The organism is Bradyrhizobium sp. S69 (assembly GCF_009766005.1).
GTDB lineage: Bacteria > Pseudomonadota > Alphaproteobacteria > Rhizobiales > Xanthobacteraceae > Bradyrhizobium.
The window spans coordinates 206,287-227,644 of record NZ_LMUK01000042.1; the positions used below are offsets into that span (position 1 = coordinate 206,287).

A 21,358-nucleotide genomic window follows, 5' to 3' on the forward strand; every position below is an offset into this window, starting at 1 on the left:
CCGTTCGCGATGGTTCCGGATGGACCGCCGCATCGTTTCACCTGGCGGCGGGCGAACCATGTGGTGGTGCGGGTCGAAGGCCCCGAACGCGTCGCGATGGAATGGTGGAAGCAGGGTGGCCACTCGCTGACGCGGGATTATTTCCGCGTCGAGGATGAAGCCGGGCTTCGCTTCTGGATTTACCGCGACGGCCTTTACGGCCGCGAACTCGCGGATGAAACCGGCGAACCGATCCCTGCCAACTGGTTCATGCATGGGCTGTTCGCATGAACGCTTCAGGGAGTGAGTCAGCATTGGGCTATGCCGAGATCGGCATCACCACGAATTTTTCGTTCCTGCGCGGCGGTTCGGATCCGCGGGCCTATGTGCACCAGGCGAGCGAATTCGGCCTCGCCGCGATCGGCATCGCCGACCACAACACGCTGGCCGGCGTGGTGCGGGCCTACAAGGAACTGGAAAATCCCAAGGTCATCCACAAACCAAAGCTCTTGATCGGCTCACGTCTCGTCTTCATCGACGGCACGCCGGACATCCTGGTCTATCCGCGGCACCGGGAAGCTTATGGCCGGCTGTGCCAGTTACTTACCTTGGGTAAACGCGGCGACGATCTCAACAGGGTCGAGAAAGGTGAATGTCATCTAACATTCGAAAACCTCCTGGAATTCGCCGAAGGGCAATTGCTGGTTCTGGCGCTGCCGCACCGTTTCAATTCGGCAGGCGCTTTGCGGATTCTGGACCGGTTGCGCGCCAGCCGCGCCGACGGGGTGTGGCTGGCGGCGAGCCTGTTGTATCGCGGTGATGACAAGCGCCGCCTGATGCGGCTGGGCCATCTTGCGGCAGCCGCCCACGTGCCGCTGCTTGCCACCAACGAGGTGCTGTACCACCATCCCGCGCGCCGGCCGTTGCAGGATGTCCTGACCTGCATCCGGGAGAAGACCACGATCGATGCGGTCGGAAAACGCCTGGAGGCCAATGCGGAGCGCTATCTCAAGCCGGCGGGTGAAATGGCGCGGCTGTTTCGCGATGTGCCGGAGGCGATCGCGGAAACGATGCGGTTTGCGGCGCGCATCCATTTTTCGCTCGACCAGCTCCGCTATCAATATCCGGACGAACCGGTACCGCCGGGCAAGACCGCGCAGCGGCATCTGGAAGACCTGACCTGGGCGGGGGCCGAACGTTATTTCTCAGGCAAGATTGAAGAAACGGTTCGGGCGACCTTGCGCAAGGAACTCGATTTGATCGCCGAACTCAATTACGCGCATTATTTCCTCACCGTACATGACATCGTGCGGTATGCGCGCAGCCAGAACATCCTTTGTCAGGGCAGGGGATCGGCGGCGAATTCGGCCGTGTGTTATTTTCTCGAAATCACCTCGGTCGATCCAACCAAGGTCGATCTGTTGTTCGAACGTTTTATCTCCAAGGAGCGGCTGGAGCCGCCCGACATCGACGTCGATTTCGAGCATTCGCGGCGCGAGGAGGTGATGCAATATGTCTACCGCCGCTATGGCCGCCACCGCGCCGCGATCATCGCCACCGTCATTCATTATCGCCCGCGCTCTGCGATCCGCGATGTCGGCAAGGCGCTCGGGTTGACCGAGGATGTCACCGCCGCCTTGGCCGATACCGTCTGGGGAAGCTGGGGATCCGGCCTCAGCGAGATGCAGGTCAAGCAGGCGGGACTCGATCCGCATAATGCCATGATCGAGCTTGCGGTCGAGCTCGCGACCGAGCTGATCGAATTCCCGCGGCATCTGTCGCAGCATGTCGGCGGCTATGTGCTGACCCAGGATCGGCTCGACACTTACGTGCCGATCGGTAACGCCGCGATGGACGATCGCACCTTCATCGAATGGGATAAGGACGATGTCGATGCCTTGAAGATGATGAAGGTCGATGTGCTGGCGCTGGGCATGCTGACCTGCATCCGCAAATGTTTTGACCTGATCGAGGCTCACAAAGGCCAGCGCTGGGAGCTGGCGACGATTCCGCAGGACCAAGAGAATCAGAAACCGGTCTACGAGATGCTGTGCCGGGGTGAATCGCTCGGCGTGTTCCAGGTCGAAAGCCGCGCGCAGATGAACATGCTGCCGCGCCTGAAGCCGCGCACCTTCTACGACCTCGTCATCGAAGTGGCGATCGTGCGGCCCGGCCCGATCCAGGGCGACATGGTGCATCCTTATTTGAAGCGCCGCAAAATGAATCCCGCGGACATCGAATATCCGTATCCCAAGGGCGGCAACAAGGATGAATTGCGCAACGTCTTGCACAAGACCCTGGGGGTGCCGCTGTTCCAGGAGCAGGCAATGCGGATCGCCATCGAGGCTGCCAAATTCACGTCCGAAGAAGCCAACGGATTGCGCCGTGCGATGGCGACGTTTCGCAATGTCGGCACCATCGGCGAGTTCGAAGCCAAGATGGTCGGCAATATGGTCGCGCGCGGCTATGATCGGGAATTCGCGGAAAACTGTTTCAACCAGATCAAGGGATTCGGCTCTTACGGTTTTCCAGAAAGCCATGCCGCGAGTTTCGCGCAACTGGTCTATGTCTCGTCATGGCTGAAGCATTATCACCCCGACGCCTTCTGCTGCGGGCTGTTGAACTCGCAGCCGATGGGTTTTTATGCGCCCGCGCAGATCGTCGGCGATGCCCGCAAAAATCATGTCGAGGTCCGCGAGATCGATGTGTCCTACAGTTTCGCGCAGAACACGCTGGAAGCGGCGAGCGGCGAGTATTGCGCGGTGCGATTGGGCTTTCGTCAGATCGACGGGTTCAGGTGGGTTGATCCGGATGAGGAAAGGCTCCCTCTCCCGCTTGCGGGGGAGGGTTGGGGTGGGTGTGCTTCCGCGAGTCATACTCTGCGTGGGGAGAGAGCCCCCACCCGGATCGCATCTTGCGATGCGATCCGACCTCCCCCGCAAGCGGGAGAGGTGAAAACAGACTGGGCCGAACGCATCGTCGCCGCGCGTACCCGCCGTCCCTTCACCTCGCTGGAGGATTTCGCCCGCGAGACGGCCTTACCGAAGCGCGCGCTGATTCAGCTCGCGGATGCCGATGCGTTTCGCTCGATCGGGCTCGATCGCCGCGCCGCTCTGTGGGCGGTGCGGCGGCTGCCCGACGATGTGCCGTTGCCATTGTTCGAAGCTGCCGCGGCGCGCGAGCAGCCGGACGAGAACGCAAAAGCCTTGCCGCTGATGCCGCTGCCGGAACAGGTGGTCGCCGATTACCAGACCATCCGGCTGTCGCTGAAGGGCCACCCGATGGAATTTCTGCGGCCGATATTTGCCGGCGAGGGCATTGTGGCCTGCGAAGCGGTTTGCCACCGCAACGACAAAAAGCGCCTGCGCTGCGCCGGCGTGGTGCTGGTGCGGCAGCGTCCCGGCAGCGCCAAGGGCGTCGTCTTCATGACCCTGGAGGACGAAACCGGCATCGCCAACATCGTGGTGTGGCCGAAGGTGATGGAGCAGTTCCGTAAAGAGGTGATGGGCGCGCGGCTCATTCTGGTCGAGGGCTACATTCAGAGCAGTCCCGAACACGTGACGCATCTCGTCGCCCAGCGCCTGGTCGATCGGTCGCATGATCTGGTCGGGCTTGCCAACGACGCCTTCCGCCGCAAACGGGTTTTGCCGACCGGGCCTGCGCTGATCGAGCCGCTCAATGACGATCGGCGCGATCATCCGGATCATCCCGCGCAGAAAATCCGTCATCCGCGCAACGTCCGCATCCTGCCGCCGTCAAGGGATTTTCATTGACCCGATAGATGAACCTTGCTGAACTTGACGTTGATGACCGAAGAAGAGCCGAACGACGAAATTTCACGGATTGAAGCGCGGCTCGAGCAACTCGCCGAGGTCGCCGAGCGATGCCGAAAGATCATTCTGATCTCGAAGATCGCGATCGCTGCCGGCGTCGCATTGCCGCTTCTCATGGTGCTCGGCGTGTTCGAGCCTAATCAGCTCGCGATCGGGGCGATCGCCGCGGTCCTGGGCGGTATCGTTTCGCTCGGATCGAATGTCAGCACACTGCGGCAGACGGAGGCCGCCATCGCTGAGGCCGAAAAATGGCGATTGGATCTGATCGGCAGGATCAACCTTCGCGTGGTGGGCGGCCGGGACGTCATGGCCCAAAACGGCCTCGACGCGGAACCGCGCGACGGCGGATATCTGCATTAAGATTACTGGTTAACCAATTATTAATTATCGGTTTGCGGGCACAAAAGCCGCGGCCTAGCGTTGCTGCGCTGCCCAGTAACAGACGAATTGGTCGTGCCATGACGTATCGAAAGTATGGGGCGCTTCTCGCGTCTCTCGGCGGATTAGCGCTCATCCTCGCCGGCAACGCGACATTCGCCGCGTCGGGCGCGGCGCACGGTGGCGGACGGGCTTTTGCGGCGCATCCGACGTTCCGTCCATCGACCGCCCGATCGTTCAGGCATCACCGGGGCTATAACGTCGGCGCGTTCTGGCCGGGCGAGGGCGACTGGGTCGACGGCTCATCGGTTGGCCAGCCTGGCGTGGATGCGGCGGCGCCGCCGACATCAGGCGATGTGCATTACACTTACACCTATGATGTCCCTTGGGATCAGGTCCATCGCTTCCCGCCGAACGTGATACCGTCCGCAAGGCCCTATGTGCCGGACTGCACCGCGCAGACGGTGACGGTTCCCAAGCGTGAGGGGACCGCGCAAACCGCGAATATCAATATCATCCGGTGTTATTGAGCGCCTCCGGGCGACGTCTGCTTCGCCAGTTATACTGGCCCAATGGCTTCGACGCTGAGAGCCTGTGAAGTTATCTCCGACGTCATCCTGAGGTGCGCGCACTTTCTTGCGCGCCTCGAGGGATGGTGTTCAGCGTTGTGCTTGCGGCACATCCTTCGAGACGCGGCCAAGGGGCCGCTCCTCAGGATGACGGCGGTAAATGCAAAGCGAAGCGTGCCCATCGCTCACGTGATAAATCTGGATGGCAGGCACGGCGCAGATGCGCCTTTGCCCACGCTTCGCCTCTCTGATAATACCGCGGCATTCTCACAGGAATCCTCGCAATGCAAAGCCCGCGCGACATTCTGGCCGATCTCTGGACGCTTGCAGGCGGAGACGTTTCCGCGCTCGACGACGTCACGCTGACCGGGGAAGAGCCGCAATTGCCGTCGTCGTTTCGCATCGGCGCCTCGGCGCAGGCCGGTATCGCCGCGGCCGGACTGGCGGCGGCGCAGATCTGGAAATTGCGCAGCGGGCAATCGCAGAATGTCGCGGTCGATATGCGCCATGCCGTGATCGAATGCCGCTCGGAGCGCTATCTGCGCGTTGACGACAAGCCGCCGCCGCCGGCCTGGGATGCCATCGCCGGCGTCTACAAAACCCGCGACACGCGCTTCATCCGGCTGCACACCAATTTCACGCATCACCGCGACGCCGTCTGCAAGGTGTTGAATTGCAAACCGGAGCGCGACGAGGTGCAGGCCGCGCTGATGCAATGGGAGGCCGAGGCGTTCGAGACCGCGGCCTATGCCGCCGGCGGCGTGGTCGCGATGATGCGCTCCCGCGACGAATGGGAGGCTTCGCCGCACGCGCGCGCAATGGCCGAACAGCCGATCTTGTCGATCGAGAAGATCGGCGAGGCTGCGCCGAAGCCGTGGCCGCGCGGCGACCGCCCGCTTGCCGGCTTGCGCGTGCTGGACCTGTCGCGGGTGATTGCAGGCCCGGTCGCGGGCCGCACGCTCGCCGCGCATGGCGCCGACGTGCTGTTGATTTCCGGTCCCGATCTGCCGGCCATCCCGTGGCTTGCGATCGACACCGGCCGCGGCAAGCTGACCAGTTTTGTCGAACTCAAGAGCGACGAGGGGCGGGGCGTGTTGCGCGGCCTGCTGGCGGACGCGGATATTTTTTCGCAAGGCTATCGTCCGCAAGCGATCGCGGGCCTCGGTTTTTCGCCGCAGGATGCCGCGAGGATCAATCCGGGCATCGTCTATGTCTCGCTGTCGGCCTATGGCGCTGCCGGGCCATGGGCGGAGCGTCGCGGTTTCGACTCGCTGGTGCAGACCTCGACCGGCTTCAATCATGCCGAAGGCCAGGCGCTTGGCATCGACGGCCCCAAGGAATTGCCGGCGCAGATGCTCGACCACGCCTCCGGTTATCTGATGGCGTTCGGCGCGATGATGGCGCGGATACGGCAATCGCGCGAGGGCGGCAGCTGGCATGTCCGGGTCTCCCTGGCGCAGACCGGACGCTGGTTATGGAATCTCGGCCGGCTGGCCGACGGTCTTGCCGCCGCCGATTACGACAAGGACACCGTGCAGCGCTTTATCGAGGATGCCCCCTCAGGCTTCGGTCCGCTGCGGGCGGTTCGTCATTCGGCGCTGCTGTCAAAGACGCCGGCGCATTGGGTCCGCCCGGCGATGCCGCTCGGCAGCCACCCGCCGCAATGGCCGGCGCGTCCGTGACGTCCCCCGGCGCGTCGTTGACATCCTGATGACCGCCGGGCTTCGCGTTGCGAAATAACGACATATCGGGCGTTTTTGGTTTGCCCGGGCGTTTTTAGTTTGTCTGAGATATCAAATAGGCACTATTAGCGTGGCCCCGAGGCCGTCTTCGCCCGAATCATCGCCGACTTGATCGGATCCCATGCCGCCCGAAATTGATCAAAAATCGCAGATGTTTAGCCGACAGCATCTGATCATCGGCGTGGCTGTGTTGGCGGTCGCCGGGGCTGCCTGGTTCGCCTTGATGCGAGGCGGCGACGCGCCGCCGCGCAATTCCGACGTCTCCAGCCAGTCCCGCAAGGGATCGGGCCGCTACACGCCGACGCCGGCCGAATGGGCGAGCCTGACCATCGAGCCCGTGGCGCTGCACGACTTCCGCGCCGAGCACATCACCGAAGGCAAGATCGCCGTCGATGAGGATCGCTCGACGCCGGTGTTTTCGCCCTATACCGGCCGCGTGATGCGGCTATTGGCGAAGCCCGGCGATACCGTCACCCAGGGACAGCCGCTGTTCGTGATCGAGGCCGCCGATACGGTGCAGGCGCAGAACGATTTCATCACGGCGATGACCGGCCTGAACAAGGCCAAATCCGCGCTCGACCTCGCGCAGTTGCAGGACACCCGCGCCAAGGATCTGTTCGAGGGCAAGGCGGTGCCGCTGAAGGATTATCAGCAGTCCCAGGCGACCCTGGTCCAGGCGCAGAACGACATGCGTTCGTCACAAACCGCGCTGGAGGCCGCGCGCAACAAGTTAAAAATTCTCGGCCTCAGCGACGACGCCATCGCGGCCTTCCAGGACAAGGGCCGCATCGATCCCAACACCACGATCTTCTCGCCGATCGCGGGCACCGTCGTGCAACGCAAGATCGGACCCGGGCAATATATCAGCTCCGGCGCCAGCGATCCGGTGTTCGTGATCGGCGATCTCTCCGAGGTCTGGCTGATCGCCTTTGTGCGCGAAACCGATGCCGCGATGGTATCGGTCGGACAGCAGATCTCGTTCAACGTGCTGGCGTTGCCGGGCCGCCCGCTGACGGCGAAGATCGATTACGTCGCAGCCGCGATCGATCCCAACACCCGCCGGCTGCTGGCCCGCGCCACGGTGGACAACAAGGACGGTCTTTTGAAACCGGAGATGTTCGCCAATGTCACGATCTATTCCGCCGGCGATCATCCGGCGGCAGGCGTCCCGAAGCAGGCGCTGATCTACGAGGGCGATCAGGTCCGGCTCTGGGTCGCGCATGAAGACAAGTCGATCGAGCTGCGCCAGATCAAGACCGGCCTCATCAACGGCGATCTCGTCGAGGTGCAGGGTAATAGTTTAAAGCCCGGCGATCAGATCGTTACCAAAGGCAGCCTGTTCATCGACCGCGCCGCGTCCGGCAGTTAGTCCTCCTTCCTCAGCCCATTGAAAGCTCCGATCTGAATGGATCGTCTGGTCGCCATTGCCGTCAATCGCCGCTATCTGATGGTGGGCCTGTTCGCCATCGTGCTGATCGGCGGCCTGATCGCGTTCAAGCAGCTCAATATCGAGGCCTATCCCGATCCGACGCCGCCGATGGTCGACGTCGTGACGCAAAGCCCGGGATTGTCGGCCGAGGAGATCGAGCGCTACATCACCATTCCGATCGAGACCCAGGTCGCCGGCATCAAGAACCTCAACACGATCCGCACGGTCTCGCTGTACGGATTGTCCGACGTCAAACTGCAATTCTCGTTCGACTACACCTATGACGAGGCGCTGCAGCAGGTGTTGAACCGGCTGTCGCAACTGGCGCCGCTGCCGGGCAACGTGCAGCCGGGGATTTCGCCGACCAGTGCGATCGGCGAAATCTATCGTTACCGGCTGGTCGGGCCGCCGAACTACAGTGTGCTCGACCTCAAGACGTTGCAGGACTGGGTGTTGCAGCGGCGGTTTCGCGCGGTGCCCGGCGTGATCGACGTCACCGGCTGGGGCGGCAAGACCAAGACCTACGAATTGCAGGTCGATTTCAACAAACTGGTCGCCAACGGCCTGACCTTGCCGCAACTGCTGCAAGCGGTCAGCAACTCCAACATCAATGTCGGCGGCAACACCGTCAACATCGGCACCCAGTCCGCCGTGGTGCGCGGCGTCGGGCTGATCCGCTCGATCGACGATCTCGCCAACACCATGGTGTCGCAGAGCGGAGGCAATCCGGTTCTGGTCAAGGACGTCGCCACCGTCACCGTCGGCGAGAAGCCGCGGCTCGGCATCGCAGGCCTCAATGATGCCGACGACATCGTGCAGGGCATCGTGCTGATGCGCCGCGGCGAGAAAAGCTCGCCGACCATCCTGCGCGTCGAGGAACTGGTCAATGCGATCAACAATTCGAGCATCCTGCCGCCGGGCGTCCGCATCGAGCGGATTTACGACCGCAAGGACCTGATCGACATCACCACCGCGACCGTGCTGCACAACATGGTGGTCGGCATTCTCTTGATCGTGCTGTTGCAGTGGATATTCCTCGGCGACCTCCGCAGCGCGTTGATCGTCGGCGCCACCATTCCGTTCGCGCTGTTTTTCGCCGTCATCATTCTGGTGCTGCGCGGCGAGTCCGCCAATCTGTTGTCGGTCGGCGCGATCGACTTCGGCCTGATCGTGGATGCCACCGTCATCATGGTGGAGGCGATTTTCCGCCGGCTGTCGCAGACCACCGCCTTGTCCGAGGCCGAGCAGAGCCACATCTCGACCGAAACGACGATGGGCATGAAGAGCCATGCCATCCTGTCGGCTGCCGCCGACGTGTCGCGGTCGATCTTTTTTGCCGCCGCCATCATCATCGCGGCGTTCCTGCCGCTGTTCACGTTGAGCGGCGTCGAGGGGAATATCTTCGGGCCGATGGCGCGGACCTACGCCTATGCGCTGGCGGGCGGGCTGTTGGCGACCTTCACGGTGACGCCGGCGCTGAGCGCGATCATTTTGCCGGCGCACGTCCATGAGACCGAGACCTGGATCATGCGCTTCCTGCACGGGCTTTATATGCCGGTGTTGAACTGGGCCGTCGATAACCGCAAGCTGGTGATGGCGGGCGCGATCGGGCTCGCGGTCATGACCATTGTGCTCGGCCGGTTGCTGGGACTGGAATTCCTGCCCAAGCTCGAGGAAGGCAATCTGTGGATCCGCGCCACCTTGCCGCCGACCATCTCGCTGGAGACCGGCAACGCCTATGTCAACGAGATGCGCAAGCTGATCCGGGCGCGGCCGGAGGTGGAATCGGTGGTGTCGCAGCATGGTCGTCCCGACGACGGCACCGACGCCGCCGGCCTGTTCAACGCCGAATTTTTCGCGCCGCTCAAGCCGGTCGGCCAGTGGCCCGGCACCCATGACAAGGACGAGCTCACCGCGCAGTTATTGGCGCAGTTGCAGGACAAGTTTCCCGGCGTCGAGTTCAACTTCTCGCAATATCTGCAGGACAATGTTTCCGAAGCCGTCTCCGGCGTGAAGGGCGAAAACTCGATCAAGCTGTACGGCAACGATCTGGAGGCGCTCACCGAGACCGCCAACAAGATCAAGTCGGTTCTCGCCACCGTACAGGGCATCACCGATCTGGCGGTGTTTACCTCGCTCGGCCAGCCCACCATCCAGATCGACATCGACCGCGCCAAGGCGGCGCGTTACGGGCTGGCGCCGGGCGATATCAACGCTACCATCAAGGTGGCGATCGGCGGCGACACCGCCGGTGATCTCTACGAGCCCGGCAGCGACCGGCATTTCCCGATCATCGTTCGCCTGGCGCCGGAATATCGCAAGAGCGCCGAAGCGATCCAGAATTTGCGGATCGGTGCGCCCGGGGCGAACGGAACGATCACCCAGGTGCCGCTGAGCGAGGTGGCCTCGATCAAGCTGGTTTCGGGCGCCGCCTACATCTATCGCGAGCAGCAGGAGCGCTATCTGCCGATCAAGTTTTCGGTGCGCGAGCGCGATCTTGGCGGCGCGATCCGCGAAGCCCAGGAAAAGGTCGACGCCCAGGTCAAGCTGCCGCCGGGGTCGCGGATCGAATGGGTCGGCGAATTCGGTAATCTGCAGGATGCCATCCGCAGGCTCTCGATCGTGGTGCCGATCAGCCTGACGCTGATCGCGATCCTGTTGTGGTTCAATTTCGGTTCGGTGGTCGAGACGCTGCTGGCGATGAGCGTGATTCCGATGGCGATCTTCGGCGGCGTGCTGGGCCTGCTGATATCGGGCATTCCGTTCAGCGTGTCGGCTGCGATCGGCTTCATCGCGCTGTTTGGCATCGCGGTGATGGACGGCATCATCATCCTGTCGCAGTACAATCAGTTGATCGACGAGGGCTTTGACCGCATCAGGGCGGTGATCCGCACCGGCGAATTGCAGCTTCGACCGGTGCTGATGACCTGCGTGGTCGCGGGTATCGGGTTGTTGCCGGCGGCATTATCGGCCGGAATCGGATCGCAGGTGCAGAAGCCGTTGGCGGTCGTGGTGGTGACCGGCATGATGCTGGCGCCGCTGGTCATCCTGGTAACGCTGCCGGCGCTGATCGCGCTGTTCTCGCAGCGGGTGCGATCGTGAGATTCAGAGCGTTTTCAAGCCAACGGGTCGCGCGAATGCGCGCCCGATGACAGGCTCCGTGGATGCCGGTTCGCGTCAAGAAAACGCGTCAAAACAGAAGTCTAGAGTCTGGTTCTGATTACATCAGAACCAGACTCTAAAATCCGTAGAGCTGAGCCGGATTGTCGACCAGGATTTTTTTGCGGATCGCGGCGTCCGGTGCCCATACCGGGAGCTGATTGAACAGCCGGCCGTCGTCGATCTGATACAACGGCGTGACATCGGTCGACTTGCCGCCGGGGGGCGTCGTCGAATTCGGATGCGGCCAATCGCTGCCCCAGATGATCCGCTCGGAGTTCGCCGCGATCAGCGCCTTCGCCAGCGGAACCACGTCGGGATAATCCGGCGCCAGTTTCGAAGCCCGATAGGCGCCGGAGATTTTGACATAGGCCTTGCCTGACCGCACCAGTTCCACAAGGTCGGCAAAGCCCGGCTGCGCCAAGCCGAGTTCGGCGAGCGCGCCGCCGAAATGGTCGAACACCACCGGCACCGGCGACGTCGCGACGATATCCTTGATCGCAGAGATCACGGCGAGGCCCGTGAACATCTGGACGTGCCAGTTGCGGCGCTTGACGCGCTCGATCGCGGCCTGGAGGCGCGCCCGGCCGATGGCGGGATCGCTGATGCCGTTGTTCGTGAGATTGAGCCGGATGCCGCGAAAGCCCGCCGCGTTCAGGGCATCGAGATCGCTCTCGGGCGTGTTGTCGTCGATCACGGCGACGCCACGCGCGGTCGCGCCACGCGCCCTGGTGCCGAACAGCGTGGCGGAGTTGTCCGGGCCGTAGACGCTGGGGGTGACGATGACCACGCGCTCGATATGCAATGCCTTGTGCAGCGCGGACATTTCCTCGGGCGATGCCGGTTCCGGCGTATAGACGCGGCCCGCGAAGAACGGAAACTTCGCGGGATCGCCATGAATATGGGTGTGGCAATCGGTGGCGCCGGCGGGAACGTCGAAATTCACCGGCGTGGAGGGCTGCGAGGGCGCCGCAACCGCATTCCGGTTCGGCAGGGTCACGCCGGCGGCGATCGAGGCCAGTAGAATACCGCGTCTGGTGAGCATAGGTTCTTCTCCGCTATTCGGCTGCCGCGGCGGCGGCGTTCGCGCGCGTCACGGCCGCCGGGTCTCCCGACGCGCGCGCGGCAAACAACGTGATCACGGCGCACATCGCAGAGCAGGCCGCGAGGAAATACAATCCGGCTTCGAAACTACCGGTGGAATCCTTGATCCAGCCGACGATGAAGGGGCCGAAATAACCGCCGAGATTGCCGACGGCGTTGATCATCGCGATCGCGCCCGCCGCCGCGGTGCCGGTCAGGAAGATCGAGGGCATCGGCCAGAACGCCGCGCGCGAGCCATAGATGCCGACGGTGGCGGCCGACATTCCGATCAGCGCCCAGTAAGAAGCCCCCGACCATGCGGCAAAGGCAAAACCGAGCGCGCCGACCGTCGAGGCCGCGATCAGATGCCAGCGGCGCTCGTTGTTGCGGTCCGACGACCAGCCCCAGGCGATAAGGCCGACAGTGCCGACGATATAGGGGATCGACGACACCACGCCGGTCATCATGTTGCTGAGCCCGATGCCCTTGATGATCTGCGGCATGAAGAACACGATGCCGTAATTCGCGGTGACGCTCATCAGATAGATGATCGAGAGTGCCAGCACGCGGGGATCTGCCAACGCCTGCCGCAGGCTCGGCCGACCGCCGGCGCTTTCAATCCTGCGGTTCTCCTCGTCGAGCCGCGTCCGGAGCCAGTCTTTCTCTTCCGGTGCGAGCCAACTGGCGAGCGCCGGCCTGTCCGTCATCATCCGGAGCACGCCGAAGCCGAGCAATATTGCGGGTATCGCTTCGATGATGAAAATCCATTGCCAGCCCTTCAGGCCGAGCATGCCATCCATTCCCAAAATGGCGGCGGAAGCGATCGAGGCCACCGCGTTGGCGATCGGCTGCGCGACAAAGAGCGTCGACATCACCCGGCCGCGATATTCGGAGGGAAACCAGTAGGTGAGATAGAGGATCATGCCGGGCAAAAACCCGGCCTCGGCGGCGCCGAGCAGGAAGCGGACGAACATGAAGCTCGTAGTTCCCGTGACGAAGGCGGTGAGGCCCGAGATGATGCCCCAGGTGACCATGATGCGCGCGATCCAGATCCGTGCACCGACTTTTTCCAGGATCAGATTGCTCGGTATCTCGAACAGGAAATAACTGAAGAAGAAAATTCCGGCAGCCCAGCCATAGATGTAGGCGCTGAAGCCCAAATCCTTGTTCATGGTCAGGGCGGCGATCGAGATGTTGCTGCGGTCGATATAGGCGATGCAGTAGCCCAACGCGACCAGAGGCAACAGCCGCCACGATACTTTTGCGACGGTCCGCTGCTCGATGGTCGACAAATCCTGCGGCGTGGGCGTGGTCATGGGTTCTTCCCGGCGTCTTTTCGTCGCGCTCGGTCGCGCGCCTGTTGCTTGCTTGCAGCGTGAACGTTTCCGCAAGCGTGCGCAAGAAGGATTCGAACGTTCGGCTAACGCTGCAACGCTCCGCCGTTTGACTAATGCTGCGTGTGGCCGGAATATCCCGCCTTCATCGGGAATCAATTTATGCAAACATACTCGCAGAAATTCAAAACCGGTGCCTCGGCGCTGGCCCTGCTTGTTGTGGTCGGCGGGACATACGGCTTTCGCCGATTGCAGGTTCTGGCGGCTGATCCGACCGGCGAAAAGGATTGCGGACCGGCGGTCGGCGCCGCCGAGCAGGGCAACGTCAACCTGGAGCGCATCAAGGCCATCGCACCGCTTCAGGGCGTGAAATGGTCGCAACTCGGCGGCAGCATCAATGATGCGAGCTGTCTCAACAAGACTGAAATCTATGGCGTCGTCGAAGTCCACAGCATCGATGACGTGGCCAAGACGCTGGCGTTCGCGCGCGACAACAAGCTTTCGATCACGACGGCCGGCGTGCGGCACAGCATGGGCGGGCAGGCGTTCCGCAAGGGCGGCATCGTGCTCGACATGCGGGGCTTCAATCGCGTCGTCCTCCATGAGGACACGAGGTCGATCACCGTGCAGCCCGGCGCGACCTGGCACCAGATCCAGAACATGCTGGATCCACGGTTCGCGGTTCGCGCCATGCAATCGACCGATATCTTCAGCGTCGGCGGTTCGATCTCGGTCAACGCCCATGGCATGGACCATCAGGCCGGCGCGCTCGCCAGGTCGATCAAGTCTATGCGCCTGATGCTGGCGGACGGTTCGCTGCGCACGGTGTCGCCGACCGAGAACAAGGAGCTGTTCGATCTGGTGGTCGGCGGCTATGGCCTGTTCGGCGTGATCGTCGAGGCCGAGCTTTCGATCGTCGACAACGCCGTCTACCAGACCGGGCGGCGCATGCTGGATTATAAGGCGTTTCCCGCGCTGTTTGCCGACGACATCGAGAAGGATGCGAATGTCGCCCTGATGTACGGCCATCTGTCGACGGCGCCGAGCAGCTTCCTGAAGGAAATGCTGCTGTACACCTACACCAAGGTCGACGGCACGGATTTCAAGCGCGAGCCGCTCGGCGAGGTCGGTGGCACCAAATTGCGCCGGTTGACCATCAACCTGTCAAAGCAGGGGCCGCTGTTTCAGGAGCTGAAATGGCTGTCCGAAAAGCACATCGAACACCGCATGGAAGCCTGCACGGTCACCCGCACCCAGGCGATGGGATCGGCCGAGGCATGTCTCGTCAGCCGCAACGATCCGATGCACGACTCCGTGGCTTACTTACGCAATTCACTGCCGAACGATACCGACATCCTGCACGAATATTTCATCCCGCGCAGCGAATTCGTGTCGTTCGTCGACGGCATGCGCAAGGTTTTGACCGACAACCAGACCAATCTGTTGAATGCGTCGGTGCGTATCGTGCATCAGGAGGACAATTTCCTGACCTATTCGCCGCAGCCGGCGTTTTCGCTGGTGCTCTACATCAACCAGACCACCGATGAGGAGGGCAACCGGCGGATGAAAAAGGCCACCGAAGAGCTGATCGATCTCACCATCGCGCATAAAGGCCGGTTCTTCCTGCCCTATCAGCTCTATTATACGCGCGATCAGTTGCAGCGCTCCTATCCGCAAATCAATGATTTCTTCGCGGCCAAACGTCGCTACGATCCCGCGGAGCTCTTCACCAACACGTTCTATCAGAAATACGCCTCGTAACGCGTCAGGCGGCTCAGAGTTGCGCCGTGCTGCGCTTCGGCGGCAGGCCGCTGCAGCCGCCGGCCTGTTCGGCGTCCAGCACCAATAGCGCGCCGGCGGCATAGAGCTGCGCCACGAAACCGGCCTCGTCGGAACGCGCGATCGTGACGTAGCGGTTTGATGCGAGGATGCGGCCGTTGGCCTTGGTCACGGCCGCGAGCGCCTCTGCCTGCGGCCCGATAATCGCCATCGACTTGCCCGGAGCGGATCCGAAGGTCAGCGCGACCACGAGCGCGAGCCAGCCGCAGATGACGAGGCCGATCGCGCTTGCGATCCTGCCCGCTGCCCGCAGTGGTTTGCGCTCAATAATCGTAGAAGTGCTCAACGCTTGCGCCCCTGGCCTTGATGGCCCTGACGATATCGACAAGGTCTCCGATATTAGCCTTCAAACCGGCGCGGCGGAAGCCTAGTTTGGCTTCGAGGTCGAGCGAGAACAGTTCCGTGGTGTCCTTGACGTCGAGCGTCGCCGAGGTCGGCGCGATCACGGTGACGAGGATATCGTGATTGCCGGCGATTTCGCCGAGGCGGTAACCCTGATCGAGCAGGCCGAGCAGGATTTCGGTCAGCGCCTTGTAGCGCGGCGCCTGCACCAGCTGCCAATCCGGCGTCAGGGCGCGGATCGGCTTGAGCCGCGGCTCCTTTGCCAGCACATCCGGCGGCAGCGTTGCGACCACGAACATGATGTCACGCGGCTCGTCGTCGTCGCTGGCGTCGAGCACCTTCTGGATCAAATGGGCGTAGCCGATCTTGATGAAATATTCGGTTCCCAGCGTGAAATCGCGCTCGGCGGTGCGCGCCGGGCTCGGCGTCGGCGCCGAGATCGCCATCAGGCCGTCGAGCTTGTCGCGGAACGGATATTTGTACCAGGGCACCGTGTAGAGAAACGCGGCGTAATCCTGCAGCACGGCGCGGGCGTACTCGTCCTGCGGCGTGCGCTTCTCACCCCTGATCCACTCGAAGACGCGGCCGATGGTGTTCTCATAGGCCCCCTTGATCGCATACTCGGCGGAAAAGCTGACGCCGATCACATAGATCATGGACTTAACGTCGAAACGGGATTCGCCGGTGGCGGGCACGGCGCGGTTGATGGTGCAGAAACTGCGCCAAAATCCCAGGATCTGGCCGAGATAGTTGAAATGGCTCTCGTTCGCTCGATCGAGTGAACGGCCGAAATCCTCAAACGAATAGACGATGTACCATTCGGGAAAGGTGAAGAACGTGTTGTCCTGTTTGCGCCGGTAGCCGTTTTCGGTGATCGCGGGCAATGCGGCGACCGGCGCTGAAGACGCCGACGCGCCAGCCGTGGGGCGGCACGTTCCTTCGATATAGGCCATCGGCAGCAGCACCGACAGCGCGATCAGAATGACGATGGCCGCGCCGATCCGGCGCAAGCATCTAAGCATGGACAATGGTCCGCGTGCGCGGCGCCAGCACATAGCCGATCAGGATCGCCATTCCGCCAAGACCGAGGTGCGGGGCGTTGGCGAATATCCGCGTCATCAAGGGAAGGTCGCGAATGCCGTTGATCAGGATACCGAAATCGAGATAGCCGCTGCCGGTGAGGAGCCCGAGCACGCCGTCGGCGAAATAGAACACGCCGAACAACTGGAAGAACCATTCCGAGGCGCGGCGCGAGGTCAGTGCGGCGCTCGCCGCCCACAGCGCGGAGACGAGATGAAGGCCGTCGGCATACCAGGTGCGACGGAACAGGCCGAAGATCAGATCGTTCTGGTCGATAAAGGCGGGGATGTATCCGGTCAGGATCACAAACCCGAGCAGGATGGCGTAACCCCAGGCGCATATTCTGATGATATCCATGATGTCTCCCCGATCTGCCGAATCTCGTTCGCGAGTTTAGAGCTTCTCGATCGCCTTGAGCAGGGCCCCGTTGAAGGCATCGGGGTCTTCGATCTGCGGAATGTGACCGAGCGCCGGCAACAGCGTCAGGCTCGCCTGCGGCAATAGCGTCAGCAGATCGCGGGCCTGCGCCAGCGGCGTCACCTCGTCCTGGTCGCCCCAGAGCATCGCGACCGGCAGTTTCAGGCGCGCATAATTGCCGCGATCCGCACTTTCGGCATTTCTGTCGCTGCCTGTAAAATAATACAGCCAGTCGGCGATGGCCGCCGTGCTGCCTTGTTGCGTCAGCGGCCGTTGCAGTATTTCGACATATTCCGGAAGCGCGCGCTCTTTCTTGGCGATCAGCGAGGCCAGCAGCGTTCGGGTTGCCATCGGGTTGGTGACGGTCAGCGATACCAGGACTTCGCGAATCCATTTCGGCGCAAGCAGCGCCGGCGGATCCGACGGCGCCGCGGTCAGCCCCAGTGCGGCATCGACCAGCACTAGCGCGCGGGCGCGTTCGGGATAGCGCATCGCAAGCTCGGTCGCGGCTCCGGCGCCAAAGGAATGACCGACGATGATGGCGGGCGCGGCGTGCAGCGCGATCAGCGCATCGTTGACGCGCGCGGCCTGTTGCTGCCGGGTATAGCCGCCCGGCCGGTCGGAAAAACCGAATGGTGGCAGGTCGAGCGCGATGACGTGGAAACCGGCCGAAGCCAGCGCGTCGATGCTGCGTCGCCACAGTTCGCTCCATGCCGCGGTGCCATGAAACAGCACGACCGCCACGCCGTCGGCCGGGCCTTTTTCCTGGATGAACAGGCTGCCCGAATTCGTCAGCACCAGATGGCCGGTCGAGGGCGCGAGGTCGCTGCGCATCGCGGTCTCGCGTAGCGAGGCCGACAGCCGGAACGCTGTGATCGCGCCAACCGCGAGTACCAGCACGACGATGAGAATTCTGACCGACCAGCGTAGGATCAAGGAGATCACGAAGCCTCGCCAAGAGATTGAACGGGGTTACTGTCCCGACGGCGTCCGCGTGCGCAGGCCCTCCCAGGCGTCGCGCACCTGATGATAATGGGTCTCCGGCAGGTAATCCGGCGTGTTGAGCGCGAGCGTCTTGACGTCGAGCCTGCCGACGGCGCTGAGCAGCGTGTAGGAGGCGATCACGCGATCGCGTTGCGCACCGATCAGCCGGGCTTTCGCCGCGATCAGATCGGCTTCCGAATTCAATACATCGACGGTGGTGCGCTGCCCGCCCTGGGCTTCCTTCTGCACCCCCGCCAACGCTACCGTCGCGGCGCGGACTTCTGATTCAGAGGCCGTGACGGCGATTTTCGCACCTTCGTTGGCGACCCACGCGCCGAGGGCCGCGGTGCGGGCCTGGCTGCGCACCTGATCGAGCACCAGCCGGCTTTGGGCGGTGAGTTCCTTGGCCTGCCGGGTCTGCGACGCCGCGGTGCCGCCGTCATAGATCGGTGCGGTGACCTGGCCGATAACCGAGGCTTGGTCGGCCCTGAAGACGCTGAGCGTCGGATCGTTATCCGCGCCGTGACTGGCGCTGCCTTGCAGGGTGACGGTGGGCATCAGGCTGCTTTCGGCGACCCGGATGGTAGTCGAAGCGACATCGACGTCGAAGCCTGCCGCGAGGACCGCCGGGTTCTCCTTGAAGGCGAGGGTGGTGGCGTCATCGCGGTTGCGCGGCAACAGCCGGTCCACGGGTTCCGCCGCTCGTAACGGTCCGGGCGGGTTGCCGATGACCTGGGTATAAGTCGCCTGGCTGACCGCGAAGTTGACTTCGGCGGCGTTGAGATCCGACTGGCCCCGGCTCAGGCGGGCCTCGGCCTGCGAGGTGTCGGTCGGCGTCACGTCGCCGGCCTTCAGGCGGCGCTGCGTGATCCCCAGCGTCTCCTGCAGGAACGACACATTGGTGCGCTGCGCCTCGACCAGCGACTGGTTGGCCAGCACATTGGTGTAGGCGGTGACGGCGTCGAGCAGCACGCCCTGGCCGACATTGCGCAGGGCCTCGCGGCCGGACTGCACCTGCAACTCCGCGACGCGGACACTGCTGGCCGTCTTGAAGCCGTTGAACAGCGTCTGGGTCACGGTCACGCCGATCACCCACGGCTTCAGGGTCGCCGATTGCACGGTATTGTCCGGCAACAGGTTGCGCACCGCCTGCAAGCCGCTGCTCAGGCTGGCGACGATCTGCGGCCGGTAGCCCGCCAGCGCCTGCGGGACGTTCTCGTCGGTGGCGCGCTGCCGCGCCCGTTCCGCATTGAGCTGCGGATTGGTCTGGTAGGCCTTCACCAGCGCCTCGGGCAGGCTTTCCGCGGAGGCCGCGGTTGCCGCAAAACCAAGGCAAGCTGCGGCGCCAAGGCAGATGCCCGATCGGAGCACGTGCCTGCCCACCCGGCCCATTCTGCTGGCACGCCTTACCATATGCTCCCGCAACCAACCCGGCCGTCCGCGCCCCGCCGACGTCCCGCCAAGGTTTACCTGTTTAGGGGGCGGGGCCGCCACAGGCAAACCGCCCGATGCAGTTACTCCCTGGATTCAATCTCGCCCTGTTGCCGGTTCGTCACAGACGAACATTCCGGGCACGTTGGTGGCGGATCAATATCGGGTGCAAATACGCTATAGCTCTTGACGGCCAGCGTCCGATTCCGGGCCTTGGCAATACTGCTCTTTGCATCCTCTTTGCCCGGGCCGGTCCTCGATGCCGAAAATGTTCACCGATCCCGACGCGATCGCGGAGGACATCATTCGTGACGTCGGGACCGATCTGGTGGTCGGGCTGCCGCTCGGGCTCGGCAAGGCCAACCGCATCGTCAATGCGCTCTATGCGCGCGCGGCCGCCGACCGTGGCATCAAGCTGACGTTCTTTTCCGCGTTGACCCTGGAAAAGCCGCGGCCGTCGAACCTGCTCGAGCGGCGCTTCATCACGCCGGTGATCGACCGCCTGTTCGGCGGCTATCCCGATCTGGCCTATGCCGATGCGCTGCATGCGGGGGCGTTGCCGCCCAATATCCAGGTGATCGAGTTTTTCTTTCTGGCGGGAAAATGGCTACACGTGCCGTTTGCGCAGCAGCATTACATATCGGCGAACTATACCCATGCATCGTCCTATCTGCTGGCGCGCGGGCTCAACGTCGTCCCCCAATTGGTCGCCAAGCGCGTGGTCGAGGGCGTCACGCGCTACAGCCTGAGCTGCAACACCGACACTACGCTGGATGTGCTGCGCGCCCGCGCGCAGGGTACGGCGGCGTTCAAGCTGATCGGCGAGGTCAATTCCGAACTGCCGTTCATGCCGGGCGCCGGCGACCTGTCGGCGGACGAATTCAGCGCGGTGCTCGACGCGCCTGACAAAAGCTTTCCGCTATTCGCGCCACCGTCCGAGCCGATCACGGACACCAAATACGCGATCGGCCTGCATGCCGCGGGCCTGGTCCGCGATGGCGGGACGCTTCAGATCGGCATCGGACAGGTCGGCGATGCGCTGGCGCAGGGGCTGATCGTCCGCCATCGCGACAATGCGCAGTTTCACGCGATCATGAAGCGGCTGCGGCCCGCCACGGATCCGGCGCTCGAACCGCACACCGGGTCGTTCGAAAAGGGCCTCTACGGCGTCAGCGAAATGTTGTTCGAGGCGTTTTTGGGTTTGATCGATGCCGGCATTCTCAAGCGCGAGGTCGATGGCGTCGTGCTGCACGGCGCGTTTTTCCTGGGGCCGAAATCATTCTACCGCGCGTTGCGCGAGATGACGCCGAGCCAGATCGCGCGGATCCAGATGATGCCGGTGTCGTTTACCAACGAGCTCTACGGCGACGAGGAGACCAAGCGGCGCGCCAGGGTCGACGCGCGCTTCGTCAACAATGCGATGATGGCCACCTTGATGGGGGCGGTGATTTCCGACGGGCTCGAGGATGGCCAGGTCGTCAGCGGGGTCGGCGGCCAGTACAATTTCGTGGCGCAGGCGTTCGCGCTGGCCGGCGCGCGCTCGATCCTCACGGTGGAAGCAACGAGGCCGGCCGGCGCCGGCACGCAATCCAATATCCGCTGGCGCTATGGCCACGAGACCATTCCGCGGCATCTGCGCGATATCATCGTCACCGAATATGGCGTGGCCGACCTCAGGGGAAAATCCGACGCCGAGGTGATCGCCGCGATGCTTGCGGTCACCGATAGCCGCTTTCAGGACGAATTGATGCGGCAGGCC

At 63.1% G+C, this 21,358-nt stretch carries 16 protein-coding genes; 9 read left to right on the forward strand and 7 right to left on the reverse strand.

Going from position 1 to position 21,358, the window contains the following annotated elements; all coding sequences use genetic code 11:
* The 7 genes from GSQ88_RS21120 to GSQ88_RS21150 all read left to right on the forward strand — a co-directional run.
* The coding region (locus GSQ88_RS21120) for a DUF6504 family protein (protein WP_349628232.1) at nucleotides 1–270 on the forward strand (270 nt) is incomplete at its 5' end.
* Complete coding sequence (locus tag GSQ88_RS21125) at nucleotides 267–3,752, forward strand: error-prone DNA polymerase (RefSeq protein WP_159009687.1); 3,486 nt, start codon at nucleotides 267–269, stop codon at nucleotides 3,750–3,752. The genes GSQ88_RS21120 and GSQ88_RS21125, both read left to right, overlap by 4 nt.
* Nucleotides 3,753–3,785: 33 nt before the next feature.
* On the forward strand, nucleotides 3,786–4,172 hold the full coding sequence (locus GSQ88_RS21130) for a hypothetical protein (protein ID WP_159009688.1): 387 nt from the start codon (nucleotides 3,786–3,788) through the stop codon (nucleotides 4,170–4,172).
* A gap of 98 nt (nucleotides 4,173–4,270) precedes the next feature.
* Complete coding sequence (locus GSQ88_RS21135; RefSeq protein ID WP_159009689.1) at nucleotides 4,271–4,720, forward strand: hypothetical protein; 450 nt, start codon at nucleotides 4,271–4,273, stop codon at nucleotides 4,718–4,720.
* Nucleotides 4,721–5,043: 323 nt separating this feature from the next.
* Nucleotides 5,044–6,441 carry a CoA transferase gene (locus tag GSQ88_RS21140; RefSeq protein ID WP_159009690.1) on the forward strand — a complete coding sequence of 466 codons (1,398 nt, stop codon included), beginning with the start codon at nucleotides 5,044–5,046 and terminating at the stop codon, nucleotides 6,439–6,441.
* Nucleotides 6,442–6,652: 211 nt separating this feature from the next.
* Nucleotides 6,653–7,870, forward strand: coding sequence for an efflux RND transporter periplasmic adaptor subunit (locus tag GSQ88_RS21145; RefSeq protein WP_502706755.1), 1,218 nt, complete (start codon nucleotides 6,653–6,655; stop codon nucleotides 7,868–7,870).
* A gap of 36 nt (nucleotides 7,871–7,906) precedes the next feature.
* Nucleotides 7,907–11,032 carry an efflux RND transporter permease subunit gene (locus GSQ88_RS21150; protein ID WP_159009692.1) on the forward strand — a complete coding sequence of 1,042 codons (3,126 nt, stop codon included), beginning with the start codon at nucleotides 7,907–7,909 and terminating at the stop codon, nucleotides 11,030–11,032.
* A 136-nt stretch (nucleotides 11,033–11,168) separates the two neighbouring features.
* Here GSQ88_RS21150 and GSQ88_RS21155 read toward each other — a convergent pair whose 3' ends face one another.
* Together GSQ88_RS21155 and GSQ88_RS21160 are read right to left on the reverse strand one after the other, a co-directional pair.
* Nucleotides 11,169–12,134 carry an amidohydrolase family protein gene (locus GSQ88_RS21155; protein ID WP_159009693.1) on the reverse strand — a complete coding sequence of 322 codons (966 nt, stop codon included), beginning with the start codon at nucleotides 12,132–12,134 and terminating at the stop codon, nucleotides 11,169–11,171.
* Nucleotides 12,135–12,147: 13 nt separating this feature from the next.
* Nucleotides 12,148–13,488: an MFS transporter gene (locus GSQ88_RS21160; protein WP_159009694.1), complete on the reverse strand. Its 1,341-nt coding sequence runs from the start codon at nucleotides 13,486–13,488 to the stop codon at nucleotides 12,148–12,150.
* A 180-nt stretch (nucleotides 13,489–13,668) separates the two neighbouring features.
* Between GSQ88_RS21160 and GSQ88_RS21165 the strand changes: the two genes are divergently transcribed.
* Entirely contained in the window at nucleotides 13,669–15,267 is a 1,599-nt protein-coding gene (locus GSQ88_RS21165; protein WP_159009695.1) for an FAD-binding oxidoreductase, read from the forward strand.
* A gap of 13 nt (nucleotides 15,268–15,280) precedes the next feature.
* On the opposite strand, the gene GSQ88_RS21170 is transcribed toward GSQ88_RS21165, so the two are convergent.
* The 5 genes from GSQ88_RS21170 to GSQ88_RS21190 are packed head-to-tail and all read right to left on the reverse strand — an operon-like array spanning nucleotide 15,281 to nucleotide 19,581.
* Nucleotides 15,281–15,631, reverse strand: a complete 351-nt coding sequence (locus GSQ88_RS21170) for a hypothetical protein (protein ID WP_159009696.1) — start codon at nucleotides 15,629–15,631, stop codon at nucleotides 15,281–15,283.
* Nucleotides 15,609–16,709: a hypothetical protein gene (locus GSQ88_RS21175; protein ID WP_159009697.1), complete on the reverse strand. Its 1,101-nt coding sequence runs from the start codon at nucleotides 16,707–16,709 to the stop codon at nucleotides 15,609–15,611. Before GSQ88_RS21175 ends, GSQ88_RS21170 begins: the two co-directional genes overlap by 23 nt.
* Nucleotides 16,702–17,124, reverse strand: a complete 423-nt coding sequence (locus GSQ88_RS21180) for a hypothetical protein (protein WP_159009698.1) — start codon at nucleotides 17,122–17,124, stop codon at nucleotides 16,702–16,704. Before GSQ88_RS21180 ends, GSQ88_RS21175 begins: the two co-directional genes overlap by 8 nt.
* Nucleotides 17,125–17,160: 36 nt before the next feature.
* Nucleotides 17,161–18,129 carry an alpha/beta fold hydrolase gene (locus GSQ88_RS21185; RefSeq protein ID WP_159009699.1) on the reverse strand — a complete coding sequence of 323 codons (969 nt, stop codon included), beginning with the start codon at nucleotides 18,127–18,129 and terminating at the stop codon, nucleotides 17,161–17,163.
* A 27-nt stretch (nucleotides 18,130–18,156) separates the two neighbouring features.
* Complete coding sequence (locus GSQ88_RS21190) at nucleotides 18,157–19,581, reverse strand: TolC family outer membrane protein (RefSeq protein WP_159009700.1); 1,425 nt, start codon at nucleotides 19,579–19,581, stop codon at nucleotides 18,157–18,159.
* A 277-nt stretch (nucleotides 19,582–19,858) separates the two neighbouring features.
* Here GSQ88_RS21190 and GSQ88_RS21195 point away from each other — a divergent pair.
* Nucleotides 19,859–21,358, forward strand: a 1,500-nt coding sequence (locus GSQ88_RS21195) for an acetyl-CoA hydrolase/transferase C-terminal domain-containing protein (RefSeq protein WP_159009701.1), incomplete at its 3' end; no start/stop codon positions are given.